A 14,169-nucleotide genomic window follows, 5' to 3' on the forward strand; every position below is an offset into this window, starting at 1 on the left:
GATCACCCGAACCCCCTTACTGTCCAATGACATGTACCAAAGCGGGATTTCGGGATCGAAGGCTCGGCGCAGGTATTTCATCGGCATGACGGTCGCGGCGGTGGGCATCCTCACCGCTACCGGCACCGGCACGGCTGTCGCCGAGGAGGGCCCGGATGTCTCCTCCTGGCAGCATCCCGGCGGCAGCGGCATCAACTGGTTCGCGGTGCGCGGCGCGGGCCACCGCTTCGCCATGGTCAAGGCCACCGAGGGCCTCAACTACATCAACCCGTTCTTCGTGCAGGACAGCCTGCTCATGCGGGCGGCCGGAGTCGCCCGGGGCACATACCATTTCGCGCGCCCCGGCCTGCTGCCCGAAGCGCAGGCCGCCTTCTATTCGGCGATCGTGCTCGGCCAGAACGGCCCGCTCGACCTCCCACCGGTCCTGGACCTGGAGGACTCCGGCGGGCTACCGGCTCCGGCGCTCATCGACTGGACCCATCGGTACCTGAATACGGTGCAGGCGTTGACCGGCCGCGTTCCGATCATCTACACGGGCGTGAACTTCTGGAAGACCGCCATGGCGAACTCCGACCAGTTCACCCGCTACCCGCTGTGGATCGCCGACTATCGCGGGAATGACGACCCGGAGGTTCCCGGCGGCTGGCCCGCCTGGACGTTCTGGCAGTACACCGACTCCGGCAGCATCCCCGGCATCCCCGGCGCGACCGACATCAACGTGTACAGCGGAGCCCAGGGCGATCTCGCCCGGTTCGCCAATATGCCCAGCACCGGCAGCGCGGGCAGCAGCTGATTCACTTTCCGGCCAGTTCGAGCAGTTGTTCGGCGAGCACCGATCAGATCACTTCACCACCACCGGAGATAGGAAAGCCGACCCGGGACCTGGTCCCGGGTCGGCTCATCACACGAAAGCGGTTGGCTAGACGCCGATCTCGCCGCCGCCGGACTTCCACACCACGGCCACGGCCGGGCGCGGGACGGAGGCGCCGCCGTCTGGCCAGTGCGAGCCGGGCTTGTCGGCGCTGGCGCCCTCCAGTTCGCCCGGGTGCTGGACGGCTACCAGGACGCGGTCCTTGGTCACGATCGGGCCGCAGGTCTCCGCACCGAGCGGGACGGTGAGGAACTGCTTGGTCTCGCCGCGCTTGTCGCCCTCGAGCACCACCGCGAACAGGCCGTCATTGGATTTGAGGGCGTTGCCGTCGGTGGAGATCCACAGGTTGCCGTGCGGGTCGAAGGCCAGGTTGTCGGGGCAGGAGATCGGGCTGACCTTGGTCTTGTCGTAACCGGCGAAGTAGGTGTCGGCGGTGGCCGGGTCACCGCAGACCAGCAGCAGGGACCAGGTGAACGAGGTGCCCTTGTGATCGTCGACGAGTTCGAGGACCTGGCCGTTCTTGTTCGACTTGCGCGGGTTCGCCTCGTCCACGCCGGCCTTGCCCTCGGCGCCGCGGTTGCTGTTGTTGGTCAGCGCCACGTACACCTTGCCGGTGAGCGGGTTCGGCTCGAAGTCCTCGGGACGGTCCATCTTGGTCGCGCCGACCTTGTCACCGGCCTGGCGAGTGAACACCGCGACCTCGGCGGCGGTCATACCGTCCACCAGTGAGCGGCCCTTGCCGTCGGCGGCGGTCTCCAGCAGCGGAATCCACTGACCCTTACCGGTGAAACCCTTGTCGGAGGGGAGCTTTCCGGTGCCGTCGATCTGATCCGGGTGATCCCCGGTCAGTTTCGCGACGTAGAGGGTGCCCTCGTCGAGGATGGTCATGTTCGCCTTGCGGGCCGCGGCGGTGTCGCCGGGCTGGATCTTCTTGCTGGAGACGAACTTGTACATGTACTCGAACCGCTCGTCGTCACCCGAGTACGCGACGACGGTGCCGTCGGAGGTGACGTAGATGTTCGCGGACTCGTGCTTGAAACGGCCCATGGCCGAATGCTTCACCGGCGTGCCGGTGGGATCCCACGGGTCGACCTCGACGATGTAGCCGAAACGGTTGGACTCGTTCGGCTCCTGCGCGACGTCGAAACGCTTGTCGAAGGTCTCCCAGCGCCGCGAGACCTCGCCCTGGCCGGCGCCCGGGTGGCCGAGGCCGTAGCGCTTGCCGCGCTCCTGGGCGGTCGGGTCGGCGAGCACGCCCGCGAAGTACTGGTTGAAGTTCTCCTCACCGGAAAGCACGGTGCCCCACGGGGTCACGCCGCCGGAGCAGTTGTTGAGGGTGCCCAGCACCTTGGTGCCGGACGGGTCCACCGAGGTCTTCACGAAGTCGGTGCCCGCGGCCGGACCGGTGAGCTTGAACTCGCTGGTGCCGGTGAGGCGGCGGTTGTACTGGCCCATGACCGGGGTGAGCTTGCCGGTGCCCTGCTCGCCCTTCAGCTCGACCACCGAAAGGCCGTGCGCGGCAAGGGCGGTCTCGAACTGCTCGCGGGTCGGCGCGTCCGGGTTGTAGCCCAGGAACATGTGCGTCTCGGTGGTGTACTCGTGGCTGACCACCAGCAGGAAGGCATTGTCCTTGCCCGCGATGGGCAGCAGCGCCGCGTAGTCGTTGTTGTAGCCGAACTGCTTGGCCTGCGCGGCGGCCGACTGCTTGGCGATATCGAAGGCCGGCGCGTCCGGCAGCACCGGGTCGCCCCAGCGGATGACCACGTTCTGCTCGTAGCCCTTCGGAACCACCAGGGCGTCTTCCTTGTTCGGCGCGACCACGTCGAAGGTGGTGCCGACGCCGGTGCCCGGGTTCTTCTCGACGGCGGTGTTCTCGGTGGAGTCGTCACCGCAGGCGGCGAGCACGCTGCCCGCGCCGACCCCGATCACGACGGCGGCGCTGCCCTGGAACAGGCGACGGCGCGAGATGGCGGCGACGATATCGCCGAAGTATTCGCCCTTGGAGGTGTTGGGCACCTCGTGGAAGCACGCGTTGCCGCACTTGTATTGGCAGGTCACGGCGGAGCGCGACGAGGCGCCGTCGTGCTTCACGAAGAGGGCGAGGGGTTTGAGGCTCACTGCATGCTCCCGTTTCTGGTCGTCGGGCGCACGGTAAACAGCTCAGGAAAGCCGTAGGCAAGCTGGAGGTGAACATCCGGCTAACCCGCCTCTCCGCGCCTTTTGCGCCCGGCTGAGAGCCGTCGACCGGCACAGACGCGTGCCGGCGGTGGGGAGCCGACCCGATTCTGGACGTCCCCGGCGAGTTACCCGGATCTCACGAAATCAGTAGCTCGGTCACAGGACCTGCGAGAGGAACTGGCGCAGGCGCGGGGTTTCCGCATTGTCGAACAGGGCGTCGGGCGTACCGGTTTCGACCACCTGCCCATGATCCATGAACACGACTCGATCGGAAACCGAACGGGCGAAACCCATTTCGTGCGTAACGACGATCATGGACATACCGCCCTTCGCCAGATCCGCCATAAGCGCCAGCACGCCCTTCACCAACTCCGGATCCAGCGCCGAGGTGGCCTCGTCGAAGAACATGAGCTGCGGCTTCATGGCCAGCGCGCGGGCGATCGCGACCCGCTGCTGCTGCCCGCCGGACAGATTCGCGGGCCGGGCATCGGCCTTGCCCGCCAGGCCCACCGCCTCCAACTGCTCCAGCGCGAGCGTGCGGCCCTGCTCCTTCGACAGCTTGTGCAGCTTGCGCGGACCCAGCGCGATATTGTCCGCGACCGTCATATGCGGGAACAGGTTGAAGTGCTGGAACACCATGCCGATGCGCTGCCGCAGCACATCCGGATTCTCGGTGCGCACGGATGTGCCGTCCAGCAGGATGTCACCCTCGTCGGGTTCGTGCAGGCGGTTCAAAACCCGCAGCAGCGTGGACTTTCCCGAACCCGACGGGCCGATCACCGTCGTCGTCCTACCCGCGTCCACATGGATGTCCACGCCGCGCAGTACGTGATTGCGGCCCAGTGTCAGATGCAGTCCGGTACCGGTGAGTGATGCGCTCATGCGCCACGACCTTCCGTGATCACAGCCTGCTCGACGGGGTCGATCGGCCGCTCCTCGCGGCCCGTGCGCAGCCGCTTGTCGATGTAGTTCACCAGGTGCGTGAGCGGCACCGTCAGCAGCAGGTACATCAGGCCCGCCGCCACCAGCGGGGACAGATTTCCGGTCTGCGCGTTGAGATCCCGGCCCACCGCGAACAATTCGCGTTGTGTGGCGAGGAGTCCCAGGAAGTAGATGAGCGAGGAATCCTTGATGAGCGCGATGAACTGGTTCATGAGTGCGGGCAGCACCCGGCGCACACCCTGCGGAATGACCACCAGGGTCATAGCCTGGCGGTAGCCGAAGCCGATGGCGCGGGCCGCTTCCAGCTGCCCCGCCTCCACGGACTGGATGCCGGAACGGAAGATCTCACCGATGTAGGCGGCCGCCAGCAGGGCCAGCGCCACCGCGCCCAGCCAGTACGGGTTGTTGCCGGTGATGCCCTTGACCACCGGGCCGACGCCCAGGCCGATCAACAGGATGATCACCACGGCGGGCAGACCACGGAAGATATCGGTGTAAACCCGTGCGGGCCAGCGCAACCAGCGAGTGCGGGAGATGCCCGCGACCGCGAGCAGCATGCCGAGAATCGTGCCCAGCACACCTGAGACCAGCGCCAGGACAAGGGTATTCGGCAAACCTGTCTTGATCAGATCCGGGAACGCCTTCTTGTACAGGGACCAGTCGAAGAAGGTGTCCTTCAACTGCTGCAGCGTCGATTTCGGTTGCACCACAGTGGCTTCCGCCGGACGGTTGGCGGCGTTCTCCGCCGCGATCCGCGCGAAATCCGGGAACACCGGCGCGGGCGCGGCCTTCGAACCCGGCTTCCAGCCCGGCGGGACCTCCCGCGGCACCCAGTCCTCGTACAGTTTCGCGTAGGTGCCGTCCGCGATCACCGCGTCCAGCGCCGAGTTCAGCGCGTTGATGAGCGGCTGATTGTCCTTGCGGGTGGCGTAACCCACGAAGTTGTTGAGGCTGAAGGTGTTCTGCACGATCGAGGTGCCGTCACCCGGCTTGATCGCGCCCTGCGCCTGCGCGGACGGGGCCACCCAGGCGTCGATCTGACCGGTCTTCAGATTCGCGTAGGCGGTGTTGTAGTCCGGGAACTTCACCGGATCCAGGTGCAGTTCGTTGACCACGTAGTCGTCCTGCACGGTGCCCTGCACCACGCCGATCCGGGTGCCGCGGTTCAGATCCGAGAAACCCTCGATCGCACTGCCGTCCGGCACGACCAGCGAGAAATAGCCGAAGTCGTAGCCGTTGGTGAAGCCGACCAGCTGACGGCGCGCGTCGGTGGTGGTGATGTTGGACGAGCCGGCGTCGAAGCGGCCGTTGGCCACCTGCGCCAGCAGGCCCGAGAACTCGGTGCCCACGAATTCGATCTGCAGGCCGAGCTTCGCGGCCATGGCACGCAGCAGCTCGTTGTCGAAACCGGTGAACACGCCCTTGGAATTGATGCAGATGCTCGGCGGGGCGTCCGAGATCGTGCCAACGGTGAGCTTGCCGGGCGTGATGAGGCCGAGCTTGCCGGCGTCGATGCGATCCAGGGGCTCGGTGGTGGCCGTCGTGTACTTGTCCGACGAGGCCGCCGAATTCCCGGTCGCGAGATTCGGCGGCAGCGCGGAGGTGGCCGACAGGCCGGGCGGGGAACACTGATCACCGCTGTCGGGTGCGGCGACGGCCGCCCCCGTTCCGAGGGTCAGCGATCCCACCAGGGTGACCAGCAACAACCCCGCGATGGCCGAAAAGCGGGGTCGCCGCCCTGATCGGCGGGCCGTGGCCGTGCGCAAGCAAACCATGGCAAATGAGCCTAATGGGACGGGTGCGCGGATCCGGACTTGCGGTCAGGAGATGCCGACGACCGACTCCGGGTTGAAGCTGTCACGCCAGGCGATCGCCTCGGCGACGGTGCTCAGGTCGTAGTCCGGGCCGCCGACGCCGACGGTGAACAGGGTCGCGCCCGCCGCGACGAAGGCGGGAGCCTCGGCCGCGCCCGGCCAGCTCACCGACTTCTCGATACCCGCCGGATCGGTGCCCACCTCCGCACAGTGATCGGCGAGAATGCCCGACTTGCGTTGCAGCACTTCGAGATCGGCGAAGCTGTGCCAGATGTCGGCGTACTGGGCGACCAGGCGCAGCGTCTTCTGCTCGCCGCCACCGCCGATGAGGATCGGAATATCCCGCACCGGTTGCGGATTCAGCTTCGCCAGGCGATCGGTGATGCGCGCCATGTACTCCTTGAGCAGCGCCAAACGCTTTCCGGGCGTACCGAATTCGTAGCCGTACTGGTCGTAGTCCTTCTGGAACCAGCCCGCGCCGATACCGAGGATCAGGCGGCCACCGCTGATGTGGTCGACCGTGCGCGCCATATCGGCCAGCAGGTCCGGATTGCGGTAGCCGCCGCCGGTCACCAGCGCGCCGAGTTCCACGCGATCGGTCTGTTCGGCGATCGCGCCGAGCATGGTCCAGGATTCGAAATGCGCGCCCTCGGGATCGCCGTAGAGCGGATAGAAGTGGTCCCAGTTGAAGACGATGTCCACCCCGATGTCCTCCGCGCGGCGCACCGCGTCACGGATCAATCCGTACTCGGGGGCATGCTGTGGCTGGAGTTGAACTCCGATGCGAACGGGACGGCTCATCTGGCGCTCCTCGGCACGAAGGGGATTCCCGGCTCGATTCGAGGCTACCGATCCGGAGGAACCGCCGCCGGATGGGGCTCGGTCGCGTTCACTCCCGAAGAAACACATGCATACATTCGCATGTATTGATGCTACGGTGTCCGTATGAGCACAACGGCGAAAGAACGGTCCGGCAGCGCGGGCCCCACCCGCCACAGCGCGGACGACGGACACGGACATGGGCACGGCGGCCTGCTCGGCCCCCGCGCCGAGATGGCCTTCGCCATCGCCTCCGGCGTGACCTACGCGGGCGGCATGCTCGCGCGCTACGTCTTCGACAGCCCGTCCTGGCTGTCCACCGGACTCTTCCTGGCCACCTACGTCTTCGGCGGCTTCTTCACCGTGCGCACCGCGATCGACACGGTCCGGCGCGGACGCTTCGAAGTCGACTTCCTCATGCTCGTCGCCGCCGTCGGCGCGGCGGCGGTCGGCAAATGGGCCGAGGGCTCGGTCCTGCTGTTCCTGTTCAGCCTCGGCCACGCCCTGGAGGAATACGCCATGGGCCGGGCGCAGCGCTCCATCGCGGCACTCGCCGAACTGGCCCCGCGCATCGCCCTCGTGCGACGCGGGCCCGATCAGATCGACGAAGTCGATGTGGATGACCTCCGTATCGGCGATGTCATTGTGGTGCGGCCCAATTCGCGGCTCAGCGCGGACGGCGTCGTGGTCGCGGGCGTCAGCGCCGTCGACGAATCCGCCGTCACCGGCGAGAGCATCCCCGTCGAGAAACAACCCGTCGCCGATCCCAGCGCGGCACTGAACGCGCGCACCCCGATCCCCGAATCACAGCGCGTCTTCGCGGGCACGCTCAACGGCTCCGGAGTGCTGGAGGTCATGGTCACCAACCGCGCCGAGGACAGCATCCTCGCCCGGGTGATAGCCATGGTCCGCGACGCCGAAACCCAGAAATCCCCCACCCAGCGCTTCATCGACCGCTTCCAGCTGTTCTACGTCCCCGCCGTCATCCTCGGCGTGCTCGCCGTAATCGCCTTCGGCACCTGGGTTCTCACCGAACCCTTCACCGACAGCTTCTACCGCGGCATGGTCGTCCTGGTCGCCGCCAGCCCCTGCGCGCTGGCCATCGCCACCCCCAGCGCCGTGCTCGCCGGTGTGGCCCGTGCCGCCCAGGCCGGCATCCTCGCCAAGGGCGGCGGCCCACTGGAATCCCTCGGCCGCGTGAAATCCATCGCCTTCGACAAAACCGGCACCCTCACCTGGGGCCAGCCCCGCGTCACCGATATCGAACCCAGCCGCCCCGAACTGCGCGAACAGTTGATCGATACGCTCTACGCGGTCGAGTCCTACAGTGATCACCCCCTGGCCTCGGCCATCACCCGCGACCTCGCTCTACTGGTCCCCGCCGACACGGAAACCACCGCCACCCAGGTCAATTCGGTAACCGGCCGAGGCGTCACCGCCCTGGTCGACGGTGTCCCCACCGAAATCGGCAACACCACCATGTTCAACGAACTCGACTCCGACGGCCTCCCCACCGGCATCCTCACCACCGTCGAACGCCTGCACGCGGCGGGCCGCACCACCATGATCGTCCGCTCCGGCGGCGTCTACCTCGGCGTCGTCGGCGTCATGGACACCCCCCGCGCCGAAGCCGCCGCCGTCATGGAACGCCTACGCGCCCTTGGCATCACCGACCTGGTAGTCATCTCCGGCGACAACCAACGAGTAGCCGACGCGGTAGCCGACGGCCTCGGCCTCGACGCCGCCCACGGCAGCCTCCTCCCCGAAGACAAAGTCGAAATGATCGGCCGCCTGACGGCCAAGGGTGGCACCGCCATGGTCGGCGACGGCGTCAACGACGCCCCCGCCATGGTCAACTCCTCCGTCGGAATCGCCATGGGCGCAAGCGGTTCCGCCGTAGCCCTCGAAACCGCCGACGTAGCCCTCATGACCGACGACATCGGCCGCCTCCCCTTCGCGGTCGCCCTGAGCCGTCGAACCGCCACGATCATCCGCCAAAACCTCACAGTGGCTTTGATAATCGTCGCGGGCCTGGTCCCCGCCACCCTCCTCGGCCTCCCCATCGGCCCCGCGGTCTTCATCCACGAAGGCTCCACCCTCCTGGTCGTCTTCAACGCCCTCCGCCTCCTCCGCTTCCGCCGCGGCGCCGAACACGAAGGCATAGAACACGAATCCCGCCCCGGAGCCTGATCACCCGCTACGGCGTGATTCCAGCGCGCGAGCGATCAGCTCGCGCGCTGCGCCGCCGGTAAGCGCCTGCCCCGCAAGAACATCGAAAAGCCTTCCGTACAGGGTGATCTCGCGCGGCTGAGTGATAGTGAGCTCGGCGGTCGTCGTCTCGACGAGGACCAGCCGGTTGTCGTAGAGGACGAAGTTGTTCGTCACCGTTTCCCAGACGGCGGTGCGCGGGATGATGCCCAATTGCACTCGAGGCAAAGCCATTACGGTGAGAAGCCGATCGAGTTGCTCGACCATGACCGAATCGTCCCCGGCTGTTGTATAGAGCGCCTGCTCGGCGATCAAGAATGAGAAGCGGCGGGTTCCGCGATACAGCACCTGCTGGCGCTCGATCCGCGCCGTCATACCTGCTTCGAGGTCGTCGGGGACATCGTAGAACCGGATCACCCTGCCCAGAACCCACGCGATGTAACCGGGGGTCTGCAGGAGTCCCGGGATGAGCAAAGGCTCGAACCATCGCATGACCTTGGTCTCGTGCTCGATATGGGAGATCATCCGCTGACGACGCCGCGTTCCGGTACCCAGGACCCTCCGGAATTCCAGGTACGCGGCCTCGATATTGCGCAGGGAGGCGATCAGATCCGGGAGCTGATCCAGGCGGCCGGTAAGCCTGCACCAGGTTCGGAGGTCGACCTCCGAGGGAGTTTGTTTGCCGTATTCGATTTTGCTTGTCTTGGACTCGTGCCAGCCTGCCGACTCGGCCAGCTTGCGGCCGGTCAGTCCGGCGTCACGGCGAAGCTCCCGGAGACGCGCCCCGAGAGCCTGCCGTTGTTCGTGCGCGGCGCCGCCGTGAGTCACTCCGAAACCGACTTCTGGAACTCGCCGTACCGGATGGCCATCGGCCACACGTAGTCCCGAGTCTGCCTGCAGAGATCCACGATTCGCGGGTCGGTGGTCACCGCCCCGCCGACCCAGTTTCCGGCCGGGTCGAACAGGGTGAACGACACAATCGCGTCATCCACCAACCACCAGTCATCGGTGCCGAGCCGATGCGCGTCGGCCAGATGCCTCGGCAGATACCTGATGTCCTCACCGGCATCGATGTTGTTGAAGGTGACTTCCAGCATCCATCGCTGGTAGTCGCTGAGGGGGACCGTGGCGACACGAACCCGTCGCATCACCGCACCTCGAGAGGTCATCCCACGCACCAGACTCAGCCAATCCTGAAACCAGGCGTAGTCGTCCTCCGGGCCTCCAGCAAGCCAGTTGCGGTACGGCGCATCACCCCCGGGCGATTCGTAATCGTCCAGCAGTTCGAGATGGAAGGCCTCCTTCTCGCTATTGCCGACCAGGTTGTTGACACCCTCGATATCAAGCAGCTGCACCGAAATACGTCCTCTTGCAACGGGGAACCACAACCGCAGTCTCGTTCCCTTCGAGCGCGAGTACGGCGATGGTCTCCTGATCGGTCACCGGCTCGCCCTTCAAGATGAACGTACCTCGCCCCGTATCGGTAAGCGGGGCACCGATGAACCGGTCGTGCTCAGCGAATCCGAGCAACCCGTGCGGGATTTCGACGGTCGCCACCGTATCTGTCAACCAGCCCACTATCAGGAAGACATCGGGACCAGCTTCGTACAGGGCTGGACACGCACCAGATGGTGATCCGTTCCGGCCCAGCAAACGCAACGACTCCAACATGATCAGTCCTAGTTGTTGACAATTGTGCGCGAGCTTCCTGCCCCCAGTCGCAATGTTCCTCCGCTCACGACCATTTCGGGCCAGAACAGACCTCAACTCGCAAACTCGAGCAAGTTCATGGCGTTGCCACCGATCGCCCGCTTAGCGTCGAAAGGAAGCGCACCACTCCACCGTTGACAGGGGCGAAATGACCAGGCGGACAAGGATCGCGGAGTTTCCCGGTGGCCTGGTGGAGCTGAACGGCTATGGGGACGAGGACGACGGCGGCCCGGGAATCTACCTGGAGTACCGCCCACCTGGCGAGCCGAAGCAAGACGGACATCGGGAGGACGACATGCGTTACCGGCCAACGTGTCTCGGGTATCTGCGGACCGATGTTTCCGGGATCGGGCAGTTGTGGGACGAGAGTGAGATTCGGCGGTTGGCTGGGCGGCTGGGGTATGACTTTTCCGGGATGGTGGTTTACGACCCGGGGTCGGGGCGGCCACCGTTGGCCAGGCTGCGGGCGCAGATCACTCGGCTGGATGCGGAGGCCGTCATCGTTCCTGGGCTCGGGCATTTCGAGGGTGGGCGGGTGCCGGAGGGGCTGGGGCGGCGGGTGGAGGTGATCCCTGTGTACCCGGGCGCTGCGGAGTGGCCGCATCCTGCTTAGGATGTGCGAAACCCTCTACTCGGATCGTCCGGCACGTTCCTGCCGGTGAAGGGATGTATTCAGCATGGCTACGGTTACTTTCGACAGTGCGACCCGGCTTTACCCGGGGTCTGTGAAACCGGCTGTCGATGCCCTGAATCTGGAGATTCAGGATGGCGAATTCTTGGTCCTCGTCGGACCTTCCGGATGTGGGAAGTCCACGTCGCTGCGGATGCTCGCTGGGCTCGAGGAGGTGAGCACCGGGCGGATTCTCATCGGCGACAAGGATGTCACGCACGCGGAACCCAAGGAACGCGATATCGCGATGGTGTTCCAGAACTATGCGCTGTACCCGCATATGAGCGTGGCCGAGAATATGGGGTTCGCGCTCAAGATGGCGAAGGTGGCCAAGGCTGAGCGGGAGGAGCGGGTGCGGGAGGCCGCGAAGCTGCTCGATCTCGAGCAGTATTTGGAGCGCAAGCCCAAGGCGCTGTCGGGTGGACAGCGGCAGCGCGTGGCCATGGGGCGGGCGATCGTGCGGCAGCCGCAGGTGTTTTTGATGGATGAGCCGCTGTCGAATCTCGATGCGAAGCTGCGGGTGCAGACTCGGACGCAGATCGCGCAGTTGCAGCGGCGGTTGGGGACCACCACCGTGTATGTGACGCACGATCAGGTCGAGGCCATGACCATGGGTGATCGGGTCGCGGTGCTGAAGGACGGGCTGCTGCAGCAGTGTGCGTCGCCGCGGGATCTGTATCGGAATCCGGCCAATCTGTTCGTGGCCGGGTTCATGGGGTCGCCTGCCATGAATCTGTTCACGCTCACCGTCGATCAGGGGGCCGTGAACCTCGGCGGGTACCGGCTGGCGTTGCCGCGGTCGGTCGCGGACGCGAGCAACGGGTCCGTCGTCGTGGGCATTCGGCCGGAGCACTTCGAGATCACCGGGAATGCCGGCGGGAACGGGCTCAGCAAGGAGCCGGTCGGCATCACCATGGAGGTCGACGTGGTGGAGGAGCTCGGGTCCGACGCGTACGTGTACGGGCGGGCGCTGGACAAGAGCGGGCAGGAAACCATTGTGGCGCGGGCGGATTGGCGTAACCCGCCGGCCAAGGGATCGCGGTTGACGCTCACCGCCGATACCGAGCACATCTATTTCTTCGCGCCCGAGGACGGGCGACGGCTGAACTGAGGTTCAGGGCTTCTTGCGACGGCGTTTGCGGTCCAGCCAGTCGTCGTTGACGCGGACGCGCAGGTTCTCCGGGGCGACCTCGGCCCCGGAGGCACTGCGGAGTTCGACGCGGACCGGGTCGCCGGTCGAATCTTCCAGGCGCTCGAGCGGGGGGACGCCGTCCTGGAGGTATTTGTCGCCCCACTGCCAGAGGCCGACGACCACGGGGATCAGGTCGCGGCCCATCTCGGTGAGGATGTACTCGTTGCGGGTTCGCTTGCCCTCCTCCTGGTAGGGGCGTTTCTCCAGCAGGCCCGCTTCGGTGAGTTTGCGTAGCGCGCTCGAGGCGGCGGCGTCGGTGACGCCCACGCGGGCGGCGAAACCGTCGAAGCGCGTGGTGCCGTAGTAGGCCTCGCGCAGGACGAGGATCGCCGAGCGGGTGCCGACAATATCCATCGCCTTGGCGATCGAGCATCCCTCGGGCTTCCACGAGCTCAGATCGCTGAGCGTTCCTTCCAGCACGAATGACATGCCGACAATCATACAGATGCTGACTTGCGTCCACTATGGCTAGGGCATAACCTGGCTTCAGAGCAACGAAGCCAGATGTTCCCACTCCCGGGACCCTCAGGGGCTCCGCCCCCGAACCCCCGATCGGGTGGGCAGCAGCGAGAAGGGTTCAGTCATGAGAGACGCAGTCATCGTCGAAGCCGTCCGCACCCCCATCGGCAAGGGCAAGCCCACCGGCGCCCTGCACGGCGTCCACCCCGCCGACCTGCTCGCGCACAGCCTGCGCGAAGTCGTGCGCCGCAGCGGGATCGACGCCGCACTCATCGACGACGTGATCGGCGGAGTCGTCACCGCCGTCGGCGAACAGGGCAGCAACCTCACCCGGCGCGCCGCCCTCGCCGCCGGATACCCGGAATCCGTGCCCGCCACCACCGTGGACCGGCAGTGCGGCAGCAGCCAGCAGGCGATCCACTTCGCCGCACAGGGCGTCATCGCCGGGGCCTACGACATCGTGGTCGCGGCGGGCGTGGAATCCATGAGCCGGGTTCCCATGGGAGCCAACATGATCGGCGCTCAGGACATCGCCGGGGTCGGGTTCGCCGAACGCTATCCGGACGGACTCGTCCCGCAGGGCATCAGCGCCGAACTCATCGCGGCGAAATGGAATCTCACCCGCACCCAGCTCGACGAGTTCGCGCTGTCCAGCCACGAAAAGGCCGCCCGCGCAACGAAAGACGGGTCGTTCGAAGCGCAGCTCGCGCCCCTCGCGGGCGTCACCGTCGACGAGGGCATCCGCGTCGGCAGCACCCTGGAAACCCTCGGCGGACTGCGCCCCGCCTACTACAGCGACGAGATGGCGGCCCGCTTCCCGCAGATCGGCTGGAACATCACCGCCGCCAACGCCAGCCAGATCAACGACGGCAGCTCCGCCGTCCTCATCATGACCAGCGAACGCGCCGCGCAACTGGGCCTGCGCCCGCTGGCCCGAGTACACAGCTTCGCGGTAGCGGGAGACGATCCGCTGCTCATGCTCACCGCCGTCATCCCCGCCACTCGAAAAGTATTGCAGCGCGCCGGACTTCAGCTGTCCGACATCGATCTCTTCGAGGTGAACGAGGCCTTCTCCTCGGTCGTACTGGCCTGGGCGCACGACACCGGAGCCGACCTCGCCAAGGTGAATGTCAACGGCGGCGCGATCGCCCTGGGCCACCCCCTCGGCGCATCCGGCGCCCGGCTGGCCACCACCCTCGTCCACGCCCTCCAGGAACGCGGCGGGCGCTATGCACTCCAAACCATGTGCGAGGCAGGCGGATTGGCCAACGCCACCATCTACGAACGACTGTGAACCGGAACAACT

Annotated in this window: 13 protein-coding genes; 5 read left to right on the forward strand and 8 right to left on the reverse strand. The window is 66.2% G+C overall.

Annotation, left to right across the window (positions count from 1 at the left end):
• The first annotated feature begins 85 nt into the window (after nucleotides 1-85).
• Complete coding sequence (locus JK358_RS01550) at nucleotides 86-793, forward strand: glycoside hydrolase family 25 protein (RefSeq protein ID WP_232850571.1); 708 nt, start codon at nucleotides 86-88, stop codon at nucleotides 791-793.
• 126 nt (nucleotides 794-919) lie between these two features.
• Here JK358_RS01550 and JK358_RS01555 read toward each other — a convergent pair whose 3' ends face one another.
• The 4 genes from JK358_RS01555 to JK358_RS01570 form a co-directional block, all read right to left on the reverse strand.
• Nucleotides 920-2,989: a PhoX family protein gene (locus JK358_RS01555; protein WP_201942520.1), complete on the reverse strand. Its 2,070-nt coding sequence runs from the start codon at nucleotides 2,987-2,989 to the stop codon at nucleotides 920-922.
• 216 nt (nucleotides 2,990-3,205) lie between these two features.
• The gene (locus tag JK358_RS01560; RefSeq protein ID WP_201942521.1) at nucleotides 3,206-3,931 is read right to left on the reverse strand and encodes an amino acid ABC transporter ATP-binding protein; all 726 of its coding nucleotides are present in this window, start codon (nucleotides 3,929-3,931) and stop codon (nucleotides 3,206-3,208) included.
• A complete protein-coding gene (locus JK358_RS01565; protein ID WP_201942523.1) occupies nucleotides 3,928-5,766 on the reverse strand; it encodes an ABC transporter substrate-binding protein/permease in 1,839 nt (612 codons plus the stop codon). Before JK358_RS01565 ends, JK358_RS01560 begins: the two co-directional genes overlap by 4 nt.
• A 45-nt stretch (nucleotides 5,767-5,811) precedes the next feature.
• Nucleotides 5,812-6,606 carry an LLM class F420-dependent oxidoreductase gene (locus tag JK358_RS01570; protein WP_201942525.1) on the reverse strand — a complete coding sequence of 265 codons (795 nt, stop codon included), beginning with the start codon at nucleotides 6,604-6,606 and terminating at the stop codon, nucleotides 5,812-5,814.
• A gap of 144 nt (nucleotides 6,607-6,750) precedes the next feature.
• Here JK358_RS01570 and JK358_RS01575 point away from each other — a divergent pair, with 144 nt between their 5' ends.
• Entirely contained in the window at nucleotides 6,751-8,814 is a 2,064-nt protein-coding gene (locus JK358_RS01575; protein ID WP_201942527.1) for a heavy metal translocating P-type ATPase, read from the forward strand.
• On the opposite strand, the gene JK358_RS01580 is transcribed toward JK358_RS01575, so the two are convergent.
• From JK358_RS01580 to JK358_RS01590, 3 genes are read right to left on the reverse strand one after another with little or no spacing between them, the layout of a single operon-like run.
• Nucleotides 8,815-9,660: a helix-turn-helix domain-containing protein gene (locus JK358_RS01580; protein ID WP_201942529.1), complete on the reverse strand. Its 846-nt coding sequence runs from the start codon at nucleotides 9,658-9,660 to the stop codon at nucleotides 8,815-8,817. It abuts the gene before it with no gap.
• Nucleotides 9,657-10,187: a DUF6879 family protein gene (locus JK358_RS01585; RefSeq protein ID WP_201942530.1), complete on the reverse strand. Its 531-nt coding sequence runs from the start codon at nucleotides 10,185-10,187 to the stop codon at nucleotides 9,657-9,659. Before JK358_RS01585 ends, JK358_RS01580 begins: the two co-directional genes overlap by 4 nt.
• Nucleotides 10,174-10,503: a hypothetical protein gene (locus tag JK358_RS01590; protein WP_201942532.1), complete on the reverse strand. Its 330-nt coding sequence runs from the start codon at nucleotides 10,501-10,503 to the stop codon at nucleotides 10,174-10,176. The genes JK358_RS01585 and JK358_RS01590 overlap by 14 nt, the downstream gene beginning before the upstream one ends.
• Nucleotides 10,504-10,690: 187 nt before the next feature.
• Between JK358_RS01590 and JK358_RS01595 the strand changes: the two genes are divergently transcribed.
• Together JK358_RS01595 and JK358_RS01600 are read left to right on the forward strand one after the other, a co-directional pair.
• Entirely contained in the window at nucleotides 10,691-11,155 is a 465-nt protein-coding gene (locus tag JK358_RS01595; protein WP_232850572.1) for a hypothetical protein, read from the forward strand.
• Nucleotides 11,156-11,219: 64 nt separating this feature from the next.
• Nucleotides 11,220-12,323 carry an ABC transporter ATP-binding protein gene (locus JK358_RS01600; RefSeq protein ID WP_201942534.1) on the forward strand — a complete coding sequence of 368 codons (1,104 nt, stop codon included), beginning with the start codon at nucleotides 11,220-11,222 and terminating at the stop codon, nucleotides 12,321-12,323.
• A 3-nt stretch (nucleotides 12,324-12,326) separates the two neighbouring features.
• Here JK358_RS01600 and JK358_RS01605 read toward each other — a convergent pair whose 3' ends face one another.
• Nucleotides 12,327-12,833 (reverse strand): winged helix-turn-helix transcriptional regulator, encoded by a 507-nt coding sequence (locus JK358_RS01605; RefSeq protein ID WP_232850573.1) that lies wholly within the window; start codon nucleotides 12,831-12,833, stop codon nucleotides 12,327-12,329.
• Nucleotides 12,834-12,987: 154 nt separating this feature from the next.
• Here JK358_RS01605 and JK358_RS01610 point away from each other — a divergent pair, with 154 nt between their 5' ends.
• On the forward strand, nucleotides 12,988-14,157 hold the full coding sequence (locus JK358_RS01610; protein WP_201942538.1) for an acetyl-CoA C-acyltransferase: 1,170 nt from the start codon (nucleotides 12,988-12,990) through the stop codon (nucleotides 14,155-14,157).
• Nucleotides 14,158-14,169: the final 12 nt, after the last annotated feature.

Origin of the sequence: Nocardia acididurans (assembly GCF_016741815.1) — a bacterium.
In the GTDB taxonomy this organism is placed as follows: Bacteria; Actinomycetota; Actinomycetes; order Mycobacteriales; family Mycobacteriaceae; genus Nocardia; species Nocardia acididurans.